The organism is Bacteroidota bacterium (assembly GCA_016714535.1).
In the GTDB taxonomy this organism is placed as follows: domain Bacteria; phylum Bacteroidota; class Bacteroidia; order AKYH767-A; family OLB10; genus JADKFV01.
The window spans coordinates 338,775-358,208 of the sequence record JADKDR010000006.1 but is presented as its reverse complement, the minus strand read 5'-3'; the positions used below and the strand labels follow the sequence as shown (position 1 = coordinate 358,208).

At 41.1% G+C, this 19,434-nt stretch carries 9 protein-coding genes; 5 read left to right on the top strand and 4 right to left on the bottom strand.

Translation table 11 applies throughout. The features are described from left to right. Nucleotides 1-49: 49 nt before the first annotated feature. The 4 genes from IPO27_10965 (at nt 50) to IPO27_10950 (ending at nt 7,558) form a co-directional block, all read left to right on the top strand. Nucleotides 50-1,054 carry a hypothetical protein gene (locus IPO27_10965; GenBank protein ID MBK8847031.1) on the top strand — a complete coding sequence of 335 codons (1,005 nt, stop codon included), beginning with the start codon at nt 50-52 and terminating at the stop codon, nt 1,052-1,054. Further along, a complete protein-coding gene (locus IPO27_10960) occupies nt 949-2,379 on the top strand; it encodes a hypothetical protein (protein MBK8847030.1) in 1,431 nt (476 codons plus the stop codon). The genes IPO27_10965 and IPO27_10960 overlap by 106 nt, the downstream gene beginning before the upstream one ends. A 15-nt stretch (nt 2,380-2,394) precedes the next feature. Next, nucleotides 2,395-3,066: a hypothetical protein gene (locus IPO27_10955; GenBank protein ID MBK8847029.1), complete on the top strand. Its 672-nt coding sequence runs from the start codon at nt 2,395-2,397 to the stop codon at nt 3,064-3,066. Between the two features lie 301 nt (nt 3,067-3,367). Next, nucleotides 3,368-7,558 (top strand): T9SS type A sorting domain-containing protein, encoded by a 4,191-nt coding sequence (locus IPO27_10950; GenBank protein ID MBK8847028.1) that lies wholly within the window; start codon nt 3,368-3,370, stop codon nt 7,556-7,558. 1,567 nt (nt 7,559-9,125) lie between these two features. Here IPO27_10950 and IPO27_10945 read toward each other — a convergent pair. Together IPO27_10945 and IPO27_10940 are read right to left on the bottom strand one after the other, a co-directional pair. Then, nucleotides 9,126-11,219, bottom strand: a complete 2,094-nt coding sequence (locus tag IPO27_10945; protein MBK8847027.1) for a T9SS type A sorting domain-containing protein — start codon at nt 11,217-11,219, stop codon at nt 9,126-9,128. Between the two features lie 178 nt (nt 11,220-11,397). Continuing rightward, the gene (locus IPO27_10940; protein MBK8847026.1) at nt 11,398-11,820 is read right to left on the bottom strand and encodes a BrxA/BrxB family bacilliredoxin; all 423 of its coding nucleotides are present in this window, start codon (nt 11,818-11,820) and stop codon (nt 11,398-11,400) included. 130 nt (nt 11,821-11,950) lie between these two features. Here IPO27_10940 and IPO27_10935 point away from each other — a divergent pair, with 130 nt between their 5' ends. Continuing rightward, nucleotides 11,951-12,886 carry a GDP-L-fucose synthase gene (locus IPO27_10935; protein MBK8847025.1) on the top strand — a complete coding sequence of 312 codons (936 nt, stop codon included), beginning with the start codon at nt 11,951-11,953 and terminating at the stop codon, nt 12,884-12,886. A gap of 14 nt (nt 12,887-12,900) precedes the next feature. Here IPO27_10935 and IPO27_10930 read toward each other — a convergent pair whose 3' ends face one another. Together IPO27_10930 and IPO27_10925 are read right to left on the bottom strand one after the other, a co-directional pair. Next, nucleotides 12,901-16,203 (bottom strand): VCBS repeat-containing protein, encoded by a 3,303-nt coding sequence (locus IPO27_10930; GenBank protein ID MBK8847024.1) that lies wholly within the window; start codon nt 16,201-16,203, stop codon nt 12,901-12,903. A gap of 277 nt (nt 16,204-16,480) precedes the next feature. Continuing rightward, nucleotides 16,481-17,800 carry a vanadium-dependent haloperoxidase gene (locus IPO27_10925; GenBank protein ID MBK8847023.1) on the bottom strand — a complete coding sequence of 440 codons (1,320 nt, stop codon included), beginning with the start codon at nt 17,798-17,800 and terminating at the stop codon, nt 16,481-16,483. Between the last annotated feature and the right edge of the window lie 1,634 nt (nt 17,801-19,434).

Here is a 19,434-nt window from a genome sequence, read left to right as displayed (position 1 = left end):
CTCAACCGATGCTACCCAAAGCGGCCTTGCTGCCGGAACGTATACCGTTGTGGTAACGGATTTAGCAACAGGATGTACAGCTTCCTGTTCAGCAACCGTAGCAGATAATACAAGTAACCCAACTGTTACTTGTACTTCTACAGACAATACAAGCTGTGTTGGCGCAAACGGAGCCGTTACAGCCACCGCAACTGGAGTAAGTTACTTATGGAATAATGGTGCAACCACATCAAGCCAAAGCGGCCTCTCAGCCGGAACATATACCGTTGTGGTAACGGACTTAGCATCAGGATGTACTGCTTCCTGTTCAGCAACCATAACAGATAATACAAGTAACCCAACGGTTACTTGCAGTTCCACAGACAATACAAGCTGTGTTCTACCAAACGGAAGTGTAACATCCACCGCAAGTGGAGTAAGTTACTTATGGGATAATGGCGCAACCACATCAAGCCAAAGCAGCCTTTCAGCCGGAACGTATACCGTTGTAGTAACCGATTTAGTAACAGGATGCACAGCATCCTGTTCAGCAACCGTTGCAAATAACCTAGTTAATCCTGCGGTTGTTTGTTCTTCTACAGATAATACATTATGTGTTGGCGCAAACGGAACCGTTACAGCCACCGCAACTGGAGTAAGTTACTTATGGGATAATGGAATAACCACATCAAGCCAAAGCGGACTTGCAGTCGGAACGTATACCGTTGTTGTAACCGATTTAGCAACAGGCTGTACCGCATCGTGTTCTGCAACCGTTGCAAATAATACAAGTAACCCAACGGTTACTTGCAGCTCCACAGACAATACAAGCTGTGTTCTACCAAACGGAAGTGTAACAGCCACCGCAGCAGGAGTAAGTTACTTATGGGATAATGGCGCAACCACATCAAGCCAGAGCGGCCTGTCAGCAGGAACATATACGGTTGTAGTAACGGATTTGGCAACGGGATGTACCGCATCCTGTTCAGCAACATTGCAAATAATACAAGTAACCCAACGGTTACTTGCAGCTCCACAGACAATACAAGCTGTGTTCAACCTAACGGAAGTGTAACAGCAACAGCAAGTGGAGTAAGTTTCTTATGGGACAATGGAACAACCACATCAATCCAAAGCGGACTTTCAGCCGGAACGTATACCGTTGTAGTAACCGATTTAGCAACAGGCTGTACCGCATCATGTTCTGCAACCGTTGCAAATAACACAAGTAACCCAACGGTTACTTGCAGCTCCACAGACAATACAAGCTGTGTTCAATCAAACGGAAGTGTAACAGCAACAGCAACTGGAGTAAGTTACTTATGGGATAATGGCGCAACCACATCAAGCCAAAGCGGACTTTCAGCCGGAACGTATACGGTTGTGGTAACGGATTTAGCAACAGGATGTACAGCTTCCTGCTCAGCAACTGTCAATGCTAATGCAATCAATCCTTCAGTAACATGTTCAGCAACGAATAATACAAGTTGTGGAATTCCGAATGGAACGGTTAGTGCTACCGCTGCGGGAGTAAGTTATTTGTGGAGTAATGGCTCTACCGATGCAAGCCAAAGCGTTTTATCAACCGGAACGTATACCGTTGTGGTTACGGATTTAGTAACAGGATGTACATCATCCTGCTCAGCAACCGTTGCAAATAACACTAGTAACCCAACGGTTACTTGCAGTGCCACAGACAATACAAGTTGTACTCAACCTAACGGAAGTTTAACAGCAACAGCAAGTGGAGTAAGTTATTCATGGAGTAACGGCTCAACCAATGCTATCCAAACTGGTCTTGCAGCCGGAACGTATACTGTTGTAGTAACCGATTTAGCAACAGGATGTACCGCATCATGTTCAGCAACCGTTGCAAATAATACAAGTAACCCAACGGTTACTTGCAGCTCCACAGACAATACAAGCTGTGTTCAATCAAACGGAAGTGTAACAGCAACAGCAACTGGAGTAAGTTACTTATGGGATAATGGCGTAACCACTTCAAGCCAAATCGGTCTTTTAGCTGGAACGTATACCGTTGTAGTAACCGATTTAGTAACAGGCTGTACCGCATCATGTTCAGCAACCGTTGCAAATAATACAAGTAACCCAACGGTTACTTGCAGTGCCACAGACAATACAAGCTGTGTTCTACCAAACGGAAGTGTAACAGCCACCGCAACTGGAGTAAGTTACTTATGGGACAATGGCGCAACCACATCAAGCCAAAGCAGCCTTTCAGCCGGAACGTATACCGTTGTGGTAACCGATTTAGTAACAGGATGTACAGCATCCTGTTCAGCAACCGTTGCAAATAACCTAGTAACCCTGCGGTTTGCTTACACCCCGAAATACAAGGTGTGTGGCGCAAAGGAGTTACAGCCACCGCAACTGGAGTAAGTTACTTATGGGATAATGGATAACCAATCAAGCCAAAGCGGACTTGCAGCCGGAACGTATACCGTTGTTGTAACCGATTTAGCAACAGGCTGTACCGCATCGTGTTCTGCAACCGTTGCAAATAATACAAGTAACCCAACGGTTACTTGCAGCTCCACAGACAATACAAGCTGTGTTCTACCAAACGGAAGTGTAACAGCCACCGCAGCAGGAGTAAGTTACTTATGGGATAATGGCGCAACCACATCAAGCCAGAGCGGCCTGTCAGCAGGAACATATACGGTTGTAGTAACGGATTTGGCAACGGGATGTACAGCATCTTGTTCAGTAACTGTAGCAAATAATACAAGTAACCCAACAGTTACTTGCAGCGCCACAGATATCACTAGCTGTGTTCAACCTAACGGAAGTGTAACAGCAACAGCAAGTGGAGTAAGTTTCTTATGGGACAATGGAACAACCACATCAATCCAAAGCGGACTTTCAGCCGGAACGTATACCGTTGTAGTAACCGATTTAGCAACAGGCTGTACCGCATCATGTTCTGCAACCGTTGCAAATAACACAAGTAACCCAACGGTTACTTGCAGCTCCACAGACAATACAAGCTGTGTTCAATCAAACGGAAGTGTAACAGCAACAGCAACTGGAGTAAGTTACTTGCGGGATAATGGCGTAACCACATAAGCCAAAGCGGCCTTTAGCCGGAACGGGGTCATAGGCCCCCCAACCAAATCAAAGCGGCCTTTCAGCCGGAACGTATACTGTTGTAGTAACCGATTTAGCAACAGGATGTACAGCATCCTGCTCAGCAACAATTGCAAATAATTTAAGTAATCCAACGGTTACTTGCAGCTCCACAGACAATACAAGCTGTGTTCTACCAAATGGAAGTGTAACATCCACCGCAAGTGGAGTAAGTTACTCATGGAGCAATGGAACAACCACATCAAGCCAAAGCGGACTTTCAGCCGGAACGTATACGGTTGTGGTAACGGATTTAGCAACAGGATGTACAGCTTCCTGCTCAGCAACCGTAACAGATAATACAAGTAACCCAACGGTTACATGTAGTGCCACAAACATCACTAGCTGTTTGCAGCCAAACGGAAGTGTAACAGCAACAGCAAATGGAGTAAGTTACTTATGGGATAATGGCGCAACTACTTCAAGCCAAAGCGGCCTTGCAGCCGGAACGTATACTGTTGTAGTAACCGATTTAGCAACAGGATGTACAGCATCCTGCTCAGCAACAATTGCAAATAATTTAAGTAATCCAACGGTTACTTGCAGCTCCACAGACAATACAAGCTGTGTGCTACCAAACGGAAGTGTAACAGCAACAGCAACTGGAGTAAGTTACTTATGGGATAATGGCGCAACCACATCAAGCCAGAGCGGCCTCTCAGCCGGAACATATACTGTTGTAGTAACGGATTTAGCAACGGGATGTACAGCATCTTGTTCAGCAACTGTAGCAGATAATACAAGTAACCCAACAGTTACTTGCAGCGCCACAGATATCACTAGCTGTGTTCAATCAAACGGAAGTGTAACAGCCACCGCAGCAGGAGTAAGTTATTCATGGAGTAACGGCTCAACCAATGCTATCCAAAACGATCTTGCAGCCGGAACGTATACCGTTGTAGTAACCGATTTAGCAACAGGCTGCACCGCATCATGTTCTGCAACCGTTGCAAATAACACTAGTAATCCAACGGTTACTTGCAGTGCCACAGACAATACAAGCTGTGTTCTACCAAATGGAAGTGTAACAGCCACCGCAACTGGAGTAAGTTACTTATGGGATAATGGCGTAACCACATCAAGCCAAATCGGTCTTGCAGCCGGAACGTATACGGTTGTAATAACGGATTTGGCAACGGGATGTACAGCATCTTGTTCAGTAACTGTAGCAAATAATACAAGTAACCCAACAGTTACTTGCAGCGCCACAGATATCACTAGCTGTGTTCAACCTAACGGAAGTGTAACAGCAACAGCAAGAGGAGTAAGTTACTTATGGGATAATGGCGTAACCACATCAAGCCAAATCGGTCTTGCAGCCGGAACGTATACGGTTGTAATAACGGATTTGGCAACGGGATGTACAGCATCTTGTTCAGTAACTGTAGCAAATAATACAAGTAACCCAACAGTTACTTGCAGTGCCACAGACAATACAAGTTGTACTCAACCTAACGGAAGTGTAACAGCAACAGCAAGTGGAGTAAGTTACTTATGGAATAATGGCGCAACCACATTAAGCCAGAGCGGCCTCTCAGCCGGAACGTATACCGTTGTAGTAACCGATTTAGCAACAGGCTGCACCGCATCATGTTCTGCAACCGTTGCAAATAACACTAGTAATCCAACGGTTACTTGCAGTGCCACAGACAATACAAGCTGTGTTCTACCAAACGGAAGTGTAACAGCCACCGCAACTGGAGTAAGTTACTTATGGGATAATGGCGTAACCACATCAAGCCAAATCGGTCTTGCAGCCGGAACGTATACGGTTGTAATAACGGATTTGGCAACGGGATGTACAGCATCTTGTTCAGTAACTGTAGCAAATAATACAAGTAACCCAACAGTTACTTGCAGCGCCACAGATATCACTAGCTGTGTTCAACCTAACGGAAGTGTAACAGCAACAGCAAGTGGAGTAAGTTTCTTATGGGACAATGGAACAACCACATCAAGCCAAAGCGGACTTTCAGCCGGAACGTATACGGTTGTAGTAACGGATTTAGTAACAGGATGTACATCTTCCTGCTCAGCAACTGTAGCAAATAATACAAGTAACCCAACGGTTACTTGCAGCTCCACAGACAATACAAGCTGTGTTCTACCAAACGGAAGTGTAACAGCCACCGCAACTGGAGTAAGTTACTTATGGGATAATGGCGCAACCACATCAAGCCAAATCGGTCTTGCAGCCGGAACGTATACGGTTGTAGTAACGGATTTAGTAACCGGATGCACAGCATCATGTTCAGCAACCGTTGCAAATAACACTAGTAATCCAACGGTTACTTGCAGTGCCACAGACAATACAAGTTGTACTCAACCTAACGGAAGTGTAACAGCCACCGCAACTGGAGTAAGTTATTCATGGAGTAACGGCTCAACCAATGCTATCCAAAGTGGTCTTGCAGCCGGAACGTATACGGTTGTAGTAACGGATTTGGCAACGGGATGTACAGCATCCTGCTCAGCAACTGTCAATGCTAATGCAATCAATCCTTCAGTAACATGTTCAGCAACGAATAATACAAGTTGTGGAATTCCGAATGGAACGGTTAGTGCAACCGCTGCGGGAGTAAGTTATTTGTGGAGTAATGGCTCTACCGATGCAAGCCAAAGCGTTTTATCAGCCGGAACGTATACGGTTGTAGTAACGGATTTAGTAACAGGATGTACAGCATCCTGCTCAGCAACTGTCAATGCTAATACAATCAATCCTTCAGTAACATGTTCAGCAACGAATAATACAAGTTGTGGAATTCCGAATGGAACGGTTAGTGCTACCGCTGCGGGAGTAAGTTATTTGTGGAGTAATGGCTCTACCGATGCAAGCCAAAGCGTTTTATCAGCCGGAACGTATACGGTTGTAGTAACGGATTTAGTAACAGGCTGTACAGCTTCCTGCACAGCAACTGTCAATGCTAATGCAATCAATCCTTCACTAACATGTTCAGCAACGAATAATATAAGTTGTGGAATTCCGAATGGAACGGTTAGTGCTACCGCTGCGGGAGTAAGTTATTTGTGGAGTAATGGCTCTACCGATGCAAGCCAAAGCGGTCTATCAACCGGAACGTATACCGTTGTGGTTACGGATTTAGTAACAGGATGTACTGCATCCTGTTCAGCAACAATTACTTCTCCAACTCCGCTAGGTGTTAGTTTAACTCCTGTGCATGTAGCATGTAACACCGTTAATACTGGCTCTATCGGATCAACTATTAGTGGCGGAACACCAGTCTTTACTTACCTATGGAGTAATGGAAGTACTAACACAAATTTAAGTGGACTTATAGCCGGAACATATACAATTACGGTGACAGATGGTAATGGATGCACGGCTAGTGCCAGCGCTATTGTTAGTTCCGGAGGTTCTGCACCAGCAATGCCCGGAGTAGTTTCAGGGCTAGCTACTGTATGCAGAAATTCTTCGCAAGTATATTCTATAGTTGCCGTTCCAGGTGCAACATCATATACCTGGACATTACCTTCAGGAGCATCTATAAGCCTTGGTGCAGGGACTACCAGTATAACTGTGTTTTTCTCTAATGCCGCGGTTAGCGGGAATATTAGTGTTACTGCTTCGAACATTTGTGGTACAAGTACACCAAGAACTTTGTTTGTAACTGTGGTAAATACAGTGCCGGCTATGCCTACGATAACTGGATTGCAACGAGGATTGTGCAATAGGACTGGAGTTGTATATAGTTGTTCGGTATCTGCAGGTGCTACAAGTTATACCTGGACTGTACCAACAGGAGCAACCATTGTTTCAGGACAGGGAACAACAAGTATTACCGTTAACTTTGCTGGTACCTTTACTAATTCAGGTTTTGTAACAGTTAAGGCAAATAACATATGCGGAAGCAGCTCGGTGCGTTCTTATCCTATCTATGGTCAGTTAGTATCGCCTACTATTATTGGCTCCAATACAGCCTGTAAGTGGCAAACAGGAGTAGCTTATTCATGTACACCGGTAACAGGTGCTTTAAGTTACACGTGGACAGTTGTACCAGGAAGCACACTTGTGAGTGGGCAGGGAACTACAAACATTGTTGTAAACTGGGGACATATAAACGGGATAATCACCTGTAAGGCAAATGCGACAACCACTTGCGCTACAAGTGTAACAGCAACACATCCAGTTTCATTTACTTGTCGTGCAGGTAATGAGTTGCTTTCAAGTCTTTTCTTATATCCCAATCCGGCTAATGCGAATGTTCTAATTGACTTTGATGCATTTGAAAGCGGAGAAGGCAACATTCAGTTATATAATTTGCTAGGCGCAGAAGTATACGCTCAGTCTATTGCCTTGGCCGAAGGACAGAACAGGTTTAACTTTGATGTAAGCAATCTTGCGTCTGGCTGTTATATCGTTAAGGTAACATCCAAAGGCACAACACAAATGGCACGCCTTATTGTGGAGTAAATTGTCTTATCAAACCTAATGCAAACAGGGGTGATCAATTTTGATTGCCTCTGTTTCATGTTTTAACGAAAGAGATTATTAATTAGGGCTTGCTGTTTTTTGTTGGTTGCACATGTATTCTTTGATGATTAAATATAAGGCACGGAGAAACACTGAGAATTTCTTTTTTTATAGTTAGGGCTTGCTGTTTTTTGTGGGTTGTACATTTTTTCTTTGATGATTAAATACAAGGGCGCATGGAGACACGGAGAATTTCTTTTTTTTTAGGCTTGTTGTTTTTTGTCGGTTGCATACGTATTCTTTGATGCTTAAATACAAGGGCGCACGGAGACACGGAGAAACACGGAGAATTTTTTTTATATTTATGGCTTGTTGCTTTTTGTCGGTTGCAAATGTATTAACCTGCCGCCTCACTGAGTATTTGTCAGCTGCATTAAAGATCTTAGCGCTCCGGAGGAGCGACCATTCAATAGAATGAATTAGCGCCCTTATTGTTTAGCTCCGTAGGAGCGACACAGTTTTCCTCGAAAAAACACTCAGTACTAAAATCATTTTGAAGGACACTAATAACAAATTGCTATTTGTTGGGTAAAAATTACCTTGCGATAAACAGAGGATAGTTATTAATTTCTTGACATTGAAAATCTTTGCAATATTGGTTGTTTTCAAACTCTCATACTATTGTCTTAATACATGAGTTTATGACTCTTTGGTCATTTTTGTTTGCATTTATTTTTTTCTTCGAATTGCCAAGTTGTTGGTTTGTTCAATGCGCAAATTAATTAGCAAGATCTAAATAAAGGTATTTAAAAATCGACCAAAAGAGCAAATCAAATTATAGTGAAATAGTAAGTATTCGTAATTGGATCTACTTTAAACTTGATTGAAATACATCGACAAAATTGTTGTACGTCTATTGCCTGTTTGCTACAGGCAGGGCAGCAACTGCATTTTTGTGTTTTCTGCTGAGTCACTCTAAAAAGTCATTTATGGCATATCTGCGTTCACACCGCATCATTCAAATATCTCATGCATAGGTAAGGGGCAAAAAAACACACGAAAGCAATTGTATTCACACTCTTTATTAAAACTTTTTCTAAAGGCGACAAATTATGTTCGATGATACTTTGTAAATGATCGAAACTCAACTTTTTTTATAGTCGTATTCTTAGAAAATGTAGTAATCAATTTATTCAACCGCAAATAGACAGTAGAGTTTATTTATATACAGGTTTGGCTTAAAACCGTTGATATCATTATGTTATTCACAAAAAACTCAACTGCTATGCAGTTGAAAATATTACAAGGGTTAAATGGGTCAAGCAAATCCTTTACTCATAAGGCTTACCGACCATATTTGGAATTCAACTATCTATTTTCGGTTCAATCAAGATTCTAATTCAAATTGTAACCTGATATTTATATGTATAAAAGATAACGCGAAAATGGTTTTGAAACAATTGATTCGTTAATGAATTATTATCATCTCTTACGAATTATACTAGCCCTAAGAAGCCATAAAAAAGCCACCCGTTGAGGTGGCTTTTCGCTATTTTTATTTTACAACTTACTGTTTAATGAAGCGTTGTACAATTTTGCGATTATCAACTTTAAATTCCACCATATAAATACCAGGATTCAGGTTTTGGCCTATTTCCATTATATGAGAACCAGCTCCAAGATTTGATAAATTTTGCTCTGAGATAGATTTGCCAATCATATCGTATACGGTAACCGTTGCATCTGCTTTTTTAATAAACGTAAAATTAAGAGTAGTAAAATTATCAGCAGGATTTGGTGCTATAAAGAAATCGATTTCTGAAGCAAGCCCGTCATCTAAGCCTACAGTTCCTTGTATGTTGATGTCGTCAAGGTAAATATTATTGGCTTCACCAGTATTCGTAAACTCGAATTTAAACATAACACTTGGTTGATTTGCCACATTATTAAGATTCACCGTTTCGAGGCGCCACTGTGCAGCAGTTGGAACAAAATTGCCGCTATTGGTACCCGGAATGGTAGATAGAGAAGCCCCTGATTTTGATAAGCGTGGAACCCATGATGCGCCACAATTCGTGCTCACATAAACTTTAAGCGCATTATCAGCAGCCGTATTTTTTTGCGCAAATGCTACTTGAAAGTTAAGTCCAATATTGCTTGCACCAATAAAGTTATAGGCAGGTGTTACAAATTCATCACTCCCGTTTAGCGTAGTAGTATTGTTTATGAGAACCAAAGATTTGGTGCCTGTTTTTGCAGCTGCACTTGTTACAGTCCACTGTTGACTAATATCTGAAAACGTATACCAATCCGGGTCTGGCAGTGTAAGAGTTTCGAACCCTTGTGAAAAGGGAGGTAAGTTAGATGATGCTAATGCATATACTTTAACCATTCCTGTGCGCGTGATGGTATTAGAACCGTTTGGATTAGTAGCGACAAGAGTTACATCATAAGTTCCTGCAGTTGGATAATTTATGGTAGGGTTGGAGAGGGTACTACTTGAGGGATTCCCGCCTGTAAATGTCCATTGATATGTAAATGGAGCACCATTGTATGAGCCGCTTGAAAAAATAGCATTTCCACCAGCACATAATCTTTTAATTTCACCATTGATAAGTGCAACTGGAACCGGATTGCAAGGGGCGCTGCCATCAGTTCCGGTAGCAGCAAGGTTTGCGGTTGTCCAAAGATTATTTCGTCCGCTTGCTCCACTGTTAAGAGCCGCTGCCATTCGTGCGCTTTGACCTGCACTAAACATATTCATACAATCGCCATCGCTATAGTCCATGTAGTTCATAAACATATCTCCGTTAGGGGCATTGCCATTGCAATTGCTAACACTAGGCCATGTGGCGCAACCAAAATTTAGCGCTTCTTGTGGCGGTGTATCGCTAACAAAGTCACTACCGCATACGGCATCTCCCCATATATGGCGAAGGTTAAACCAATGTCCGGCCTCGTGGCAAAGCACACGGCCATTATTTCCATTGCCAGCAGCTGTTCCCACAGCACCAACAAAACTATGAATCATCACTATTCCATCTGTAAGCGAACTTCCGCTTCCGGGAAACTGAGCAAAACCTAATACCGTTCCAGGCGAACCACCCGTATTTTGTATGCTCTTTACAACCCACACATTCAAGTATTTATTGCTTGGCCAATAAATGAGCGCCTTTACATTATTACGACATCCATTAGTTATACCACTGAAGGTACGCGTAATTCCATCGGTACAATTACCGTTGGGATCTAATGTTGCCAAACGGAATTCAATATTTGAATTTGCAGCAAGAGGCCTAAATACTAACGGAGTGTTTCCTGTATCTGCATTCAGACGTTGATAATCGTTGTTCAATATTTCTAATTGATTAAGAATTTGAGAGCGGTCAATATTTTCTGCCCCTCCCTCATGAACCACATGAAATACAACGGGAATCACCTTGTTTACGAATTTTTGATTATCGTTACTCTTAAGATAATCTTCTACAAACCGGGCAGTAAATTCTTCTAACTGTTTCTGGCTATGAGCATAGTCAGGATTAGTTTTCATCTGGGATTCAAACTCATGATGAGAAGCACACCAATGTGGTGCATTTTGTGCATTTATTTTAATGCTTGATAAAAATAGAAAGCACATTAGTGCTATGTATTTGTTCTTCATTGTCGATTTAAAAATTTTAAGAATAATTATTTGCGCTAAAATAAAAATAAGTAAGCCGAATACCAACTAGTCGGTCTAATTTTGTAGGCATTTGATAAAACTCGTTGCAAGGGTGTTACAATCCGTTCTAAATCAAGCGCAATTAGAGCCAAGTTGGATGCCAATAGGAGGGGTAAGTTTATGAGCAATACTCTTCGAAAGCCATGCCTAAATTTTCGGCAATCATTTCGGCACTGCGACCTTCAATGTGATGGCGTTCAATAAAATGGGCAAGTTTGCCGTCTTTAAAAAGAGCAATGCACGGAGATGAAGGCGGATAGGGAGCAGTATATTTGCGTGCCTGGGCTGTGGCATCAAGATCCTGACCTGCAAAAACGGTAATAAGTTTGTTAGGCTTTTTAGTTGACTTGGATAAGGCAAGTCGCACACCGGGGCGCGCAGCACCTGCAGCGCATCCACATACTGAATTAATTACCAGCAGCATGGTGCCTTCGCTGTTTGGTATGGTTTGATCAACTTGTTCGGCTGATGTTAGTTCTGTAAATCCTGCTTGCGTAAGTTCTGCACGAAAGGGAGTTACTAATTGTTCCGGATATGGCATGTTATTATTATTTTTTGCAAAAATATAAAAATAGAAACAACCGAGCCATGCATTAGTTATCAAAAGAAGACGGATTTAACAACAACTTATATATTCCATTACTTTTGCTGAATCTTTATCATTAATACAGATGAAACAGAATTCGAAAATATATGTTGCCGGACATCGCGGTATGGTTGGCAGTGCCATTGTACGAAGTTTGCAGAAAGATGGCTATACCAATATTATAACGGCAACCTCCAAAGAGCTTGACCTGCGCAATCAATACGATGTGTTGAATTTTTTCGATACACAGCAACCGGAATATATTTTTCTTGCTGCTGCCAAGGTTGGTGGCATACAAGCAAATAATATTTATCGAGCCGATTTTATTTATGATAATTTGGCTATCGAATGCAATGTGATTAATGCGGCCTATCGTTATGGGGCTAAGAAGTTGCTCTTTCTTGGTTCATCATGCATATATCCTAAGTTGGCTCCGCAGCCCATCAAGGAGGAGCATTTGCTAACCGGTGCGTTGGAGCAAACCAACGAACCTTATGCCATTGCCAAGATAGCAGGATTAAAAATGTGTGAGGCTTATAAATTACAATATGGCTGCAATTTTATTTCGGCTATGCCCACCAACTTGTATGGCCCAAATGATAATTACGACTTAAATAACTCTCATGTTTTACCAGCATTGATTCGAAAGTTTTTTGAAGCCAAACAGAATACTAATCCAACCGTAACCGTATGGGGAACGGGGTCACCCATGCGTGAGTTTCTGCATGTGGATGATCTGGCTGATGCAAGCATATTTCTTATGCTTCATTACAATGAAGTGCAACATGTTAATGTAGGTACCGGAACCGATGTAACTATAAAGGAACTGGTAACGAGAATTCAACAGGTTTCCGGATACAGTGGAGAAGTAATTTGGGATATCACCAAACCGGATGGTACACCACGCAAGCTGATGGACTCAACAAAAATTCATAGCCTGGGCTGGAAACATAAAATTGATTTACAGCAAGGTATTGAGATGGTCTGGGAAGAATATTCCCGACAACAACTGGTATCCTGATTGTTTCAGAAATATTATCGTTTTGAATAAACCTGCAACTGGTTATTGTTATTCGCAATTAGGTACAATTTTTTGCCGGATGATTTTTGTGTAATTACCTGCACATCTTTTACATCGTTTGCCGTAAACCAACCACTCGCAGTTGTCGAAAGCGATTTCCAGCCACCGCTTGCTTCTTGCACCAGCACACATCCATTACCGGCATCGTATACACCTATGTTAACTTCGCTTCCATAGTGATTTCCGGCAAGTATTAAATCGGTTTTATTATCACCATTTATATCTTCGGCAACCAGACCATTTACCGGACTGAATTGTGCAGCCATGGGAAGAGCGCTTAAGCTGAAATTGCCGCCACCTTTGTTTATGGCAACTGAATTAGCAAACGTATATGCATTTAGTGTTTTAATAAATTTTAATTCGTCAGGGGTAAGTAATTCGTTTATTGTTTTAGAAGCAAATTCACCATACGTAAGGTAACGTTTACGCATGCTTCGTATTTGATCAACTACTTCATCGCGGCCTGCAATGGGATATTGCTTGCCATCACTGTAATAGTAACAAAGCAAAGCATCCATGGTACCATTACTATCAATATCATTATAAAAGACGCTTACGGGTTTATCTGCACTGCAAGTAAGGCGCGAGTTAAGTCCCATATTTCCGGCAACAATATCTTTAACGCCATCGTTGTTAACATCAGCACAAATAATTTTTCGCCACCAACCATTTGATTTTTCAAGGCCATTGTTTTGTAGCAATGTTATCTTGCCGCTTTTACATTTAAATACCTGTATGGGTGTCCATTCGCCTGCTATTATCAATTCTGAAATTTGGTCGTTATCGATATCTTCGGCAACAGCCGAATAAATAATACCCGGATTTAGTAATGCTTCACATACAGCTACCGTTACATCAGTAAAGGTTCCCTTATTATTTTGCAACAGGTAGCTTCGATCAGCTACTGGGTAGCTGCCGGGTGTAATAAAACCGCCAACATATAAATCGAGGTCATTATCGTTGTCATAGTCTAACGCCACAGCGCAACTGCTGCTGGTATTCATGGCGGGAATGGCTTTCGTGTTTTTGCTGAAATTTCCGTTGCCATCATTCATGTAAATTCTGTCCTGGTATTTCTCTGATCCCGCATCAAACTCGCTGCCACCGCTACATACATACAGGTCTATGTCCTTGTCGCCATCAGCATCAAAAAATAAACTACCAAGATCTTCGCATGCAGCATCGGCTGTAAAGGGTGCACTTATTTTTTTAAATGTTCCATTTTCTTGCTGCACATACAATACGCCTGCCTGACCTGCCGCTCCACCAATGTAGAAATCCTGAGCGCCATCACCATTCACATCACTTACCGAAATATGTGGGCCACTTTGCGAAAATGTATGCGGGATTAATGGTTCACGTTTAAAATCAATAAATTCATTTTCAAGGTGCTGATGGTTGAGTTTCATTTGCAATGCATCCTGCACGAATAGTGGTTCTGGTTTTATTTCTTTTTCACCGGTAGATGTTGCATCTGAATACTTTATTTCCATGGTTTGGTTAGGTTTTGCATTCACAATTTTTTGCACTTTACCATCGGGCCAACGGATATTTATTTCAACAATATTTTTTGTTTTGCCAAGACCGAAATGCAAGTTAGGCTCTACCGATGACAAGTATCCCCGCGAAGCATAATTAATTTTTGTTAGGGTAACCGAATCGGTTTTTACAGTAACTGTTGTACCTATGCCGAAAGGATTTTTTATGTCTCCTTTAAATTTGACTTGTAAGAAGTTGTGCTCAAGGCTATTAGTATTATTCTTAAATACAAATGCATTGTCGTTAATGTTATTTACCACCAGATCGAGATCGCCATCATTATCCAAATCGCTGTAGGATGCGCCATTGCTCAAAGAGGGGATGCTTAAGCCCCAGGAAGATGCATTATCACTAAAGGTAAGATTCGCATTATTTCTAAAGCAGTAGTTGCTCAGCTTTACCGATGGTATCATATTGATTATGCCAAGCACATCAACAGGTTTGCCGGCAGCGCTGCGTACTTTTTCGGCTCCGTAATTGATAAAATCCATATCAGTAAAATCACGGAGGTAACCATTGGTAACATACAAATCATTCCATGCATCGTTGTCAAAATCAGCAAGGAGGGCAGTCCAACTCCAATCTGTTTTTTCAATTCCTGCCAGGCACCCAATATCACTATACGTATTATTTCCATTGTTAAGTTGCAGCATATTACGCATCAACTGATGTCCATAACCCCACTTTACCGTAGCATAGTAATGATCATAATCGGTTCTGCCCGAAAGCATCTTTTGACGCTTGCTTGTTTCGGGTAACATATCCAGTGTAACAATATCCATCAAACCATCATTATTCACATCCCCCGCATCGCAACCCATCGAGAATTTGCTCGTATGTCTGAAGTAGCTGAAACCATCTTCTTTAAAGGTCCCGCTTTTCTGGTTAATGTAAGCAAAATCATTCATCGTGTAATCGTTGCACACATAAAGGTCCTGCCACCCATCATTATTCATATCTGTAATAATGGCGCTCAGGCTAAATGCATTAGATTGCAAACCAGCAGTGGATGTGGCATCTATAAATTTGCCGTTATCGTTGCGATATAATTTGTTGGTTTCGAATTCGTTTTTCTTTTCGTTTTGTTTGTATTGCTTTTCAATTTTAAAATCCCAAACAACGGTATGATTGCATAGGAACATATCAAGGTCGCCATCATTATCATAATCAAAGAAAGTTGCATGATTGCTGTAACCTGCATCGGCCAGGCCATACACAGCTGCTTCTTCTTTAAAGGTTAGATTTTTTTGATTGATAAAAAGTAAATTAGTACGCATGGATGCTTCTTTATTTTGTGAGCGACATAGATAAATGTCGAGCCATCCGTCTGCATTAATATCCACCATGGTAACACCGGTGCACCATCCGGTAGTGGCTGTGCCAGAGGTTGAGGTTATGTCGTCAAACTTTAAGTTTCCTTTATTATGAAACAACTTGCTACTGGCCTGATTAGCCGTAAAAAATATTTCAGGTTTGCCATCATTATCCAAATCGCCTGTTGCAACACCGGCCCCATTGTAAAAGTATTGATAGGTAAAAATATGTTGTTGCGCGGTTTCGTTAACGGTATTGCTAAAAGCAACACCACATGTTGCCGCATCTAATAATTCGAATAGAGGGGTATTGGTATTGTTGCGTTTTTCTGCGGGGTTGCCGCATGCACAAAACAAAAGACAAACCGCAACCACTAACCAATTACAATGTATACGATTAAACATGAAATTTAGAATTATAACGTAAGGGGAAGCGCAAAGATAAAACGAATTTCGAACGGTCAAAATTCCTTTAGTAGGTAAAGAAGTTGCGGTGGAAACAAATGTAAGGTCACGTGTTTGAGGCAGGTTGTTTATTATGCATGAATTATATAGCAAAAAAGAAGATGCTTCAAAAAAATAAACACCAAGTTGTTGCAAAAAAATGAACGCAACTAAACCTTGTAAGAGAAAACAGAAAATATCTTTACACTTATTCTTTCTGAATTAAGCGCGGGCATCTTTACTGTTGTTTATGTTTTTTAACGATGAAGTCGCCTATCCGCCTTCCGTTTTTGAGTCCATTATCGCAAGCAAATTGATAGTGAATACCACCATAGACTCTACTAATGCTTACTTCATTGGCTGCTTGTGTGAATGAGTCAAATGAGCGCACCGGCAATCCATACTCAAACTCGCTGCTATCGGTAAAGGCAATTGTATCGCCCCACAAGGCAATAAGCACCGATGATGCAGCTCCCGAAAGGGTGCTATGTCCACTTGGATATTCAGGAAAAGGTGGGGTCTGTAAATAAGGATCCCATTCTTCGCTGATATTTTCAAGTATTACCGTAACAGGTCTTACGGTATTGTAAAAGTATTTGGCATGCCAGGTAGCTATCAACGCATCCTGTATTGCAATGGAAGTTAAAGCAAATGCTTTTGCTGCTTCAGCAAATGTTTTATTTTTTTTAATGATTATATCCTGAGCTATAGCCAACCAATGCCCACCCGGTGTCATTTTTTGGTTTTGTACAGTTATATGTCCTTGATGTGTTGATACATTTGGGTTATCGTCCCAAAAGGTGGCAATTTCTTTTTGTGTTTCGTTTAAATTTGATGTTAGGGTATATAAACTATCAAGGTAATTACGATACACAGCGTCTTTAGTAAGGTTATATTCAGGAGGGGCATCAAACGTAAATTGTGAAGCACTGTCAATCATAAACGTGCGGTGTGTACCCCAATATGGTTCCAATGCATTGATGTAATCAGGCGGTGTTTGCTTCCAATCACCAGGTTTATTGGTAAGTGTATAGCGTGTCATTTTTCTTGTTTCAATAAAACCGTCCTGTTTGGCCCATTTCAGTATAAGGGTGCTCATTTTTTCGCCATAGGCAATTGAATTTTTCATCTCCTCTTGGGAATGCCGTAATTTACATGATGCTAAAAATGACGAATCGAAGGATGCTATTTTTGCTTCGCTCCAAACTAACTTTTTTGCTGTTTTATAAAAGGCATGTATGGCTGCAACTTCAGCTATTACGGGCTTCTGAGGCACTTCAAATGTAAATGCACGTAGTCCGTTAAGCTTATTTCGCAGTGCATATGGCCCCAATGCGGTATCGCAGGCAGTCAGTGTTTCATAAGCTGCAAGATGGCTGTAAGCATATATTCGGCTTGCAAAAGGTGGATTAAAAATGTCGGCAACTATCACTTCGGTCAGATTGCTATTTGCCGCAGCAAGGTCGTAACCGCTATAGGTATGTTTTTCTTTTCTGTCATTGCTGCATGAAAAGGAAAGGCCAACAAAAATCAACAGGATTAATAGGTTTAATTGCATGCAGCAAATCTATCGGAATATTTTTTCAATTCATATTCCTGTTGATCTTTAAGTTGAAAGATGATAAAACAAGTATAACAGCAGAATTTCCTTCCATATCATTTTTTGGCCTTAATAATCAACTACTTGCCCTTGAATTAAAAAAATATTAACACCTGTGTGAAAACACTGTTAAGAACAAAAAAATGAAATACATAAAGGGACTGTTGGTTTTGTATTTACTATTAATAACTTAGCAGCCGTTTTAATGGAATAAATTCCCCCTTTAAGCAGTTTTAAGAGATCATTTTTTAAAAATTAATTTGAAAATAAACTTACTTTTATTTTGGATCTATACCTCTCGTAATTCCTTTATTATTAAGGGTTTCGAAAGAATATTCTGTTTATTTCCAGCCACACATACCCCTTTTAATATTATCCTAAATAGACAATACGTTACCTTTAGTAGTGAATTTAAAGAAAATAGAAAATCAATAAAATAAGACAATTATGGAAAAAATTACCAAACAAATGCTGTCAGGCATTGCTGCAAAATGCTTAAATAAAGCTAACAGAAGTGTGATGATTCTGATTTTTGGCGGAATGTTTTTTATGACGAATTCCGATTTGCTTGCGCAAATGCGGCCTGTCAATTTCCCCATGCAATATCCTGAAGTGCAAGGCTTGAGAAGCAGAACACATTGTGTGTTCAAGGTTTCTCCGGGTGTTAATCAGGCGGTTATTTCTGCCGGATCGGTTAACTATTGGGAAAATAACCAATGGAATCTGATTGATATGCAGATTTACAATAGCTCAACATTTGCAGGTTATGCATTTGCAAATACCGAAAACAGCTTTAAGTCTTATTATCCAACCAATACTACCGAGCCGGTAAAAACGATAATAGACAATCAACCCATACATGAGTGGGCAAACCCCACGTTAAATTGGCGTGTAAGTAATGCTATGCAAGCGCAGGCAAACTATGCGTACCAACTTAATCAAACCGCAGCAAATGTAAACGGAACGCTAAATGGCAATCAGGTGACTTATGCCAGCATTTATCCATTTGTAGATGCAAGGTTTACACAATTTGCCGATGGGCGACACCTTGACTATATTCTTCAAAGCAAAAAAGCAATTGGCAATGCTCCGCAAGGGGTTAGCGATGTAGCTTTTTCAGAAGTAGTTACCCTTCCCAAGGGATGGACATGGCAATTAAGCGCTTCTAGTCAGGATATTAGCATATTTGATGGTGCCGGAATAGTAAGAATGATTTATACAACACCATATATATATGAGCAAAATTTTGCCGGTGCTGATGTTGAAGCTGGAGCTACAGCTTCAAGTGGAAGTATATCTGGAAAGTACGAGGTGGAGCAAAATGGAAATGAAATCACAATTTATACCTTAGTAGATTATGCATGGCTTACCGATGCCTCACGTAATTACCCTGTAGTGGTTGACCCTACTACCATTATCAATCCTGCTACAATAAATAGTTATACAGGCTGGACTAATGGCAGTACACTAAATAACATAACCGGTGGCGATATACAAGTTACTACACTAACTCCTGCGAGAGGTTGGGCACGATTTGATTTAGCCGTATTGGGCCCCTTGGCATCTGTAACTGCATCAAGCTTATCGTTAAC

Excerpts from the sequence above, each read along its gene's own strand:
- IPO27_10925 (MBK8847023.1), bottom strand. The coding sequence starts at position 17,800 with ATGCAATTAAACCTATTAATCCTGTTGATTTTTGTTGGCCTTTCCTTT.
- IPO27_10935 (MBK8847025.1), top strand. The coding sequence starts at position 11,951 with ATGAAACAGAATTCGAAAATATATGTTGCCGGACATCGCGGTATGGTT.
- IPO27_10945 (MBK8847027.1), bottom strand. The coding sequence starts at position 11,219 with ATGAAGAACAAATACATAGCACTAATGTGCTTTCTATTTTTATCAAGC.
- IPO27_10940 (MBK8847026.1), bottom strand. The coding sequence starts at position 11,820 with ATGCCATATCCGGAACAATTAGTAACTCCCTTTCGTGCAGAACTTACG.
- IPO27_10955 (MBK8847029.1), top strand. The coding sequence starts at position 2,395 with ATGGATAACCAATCAAGCCAAAGCGGACTTGCAGCCGGAACGTATACC.
- IPO27_10960 (MBK8847030.1), top strand. The coding sequence starts at position 949 with ATGTACCGCATCCTGTTCAGCAACATTGCAAATAATACAAGTAACCCA.
- IPO27_10930 (MBK8847024.1), bottom strand. The coding sequence starts at position 16,203 with ATGTTTAATCGTATACATTGTAATTGGTTAGTGGTTGCGGTTTGTCTT.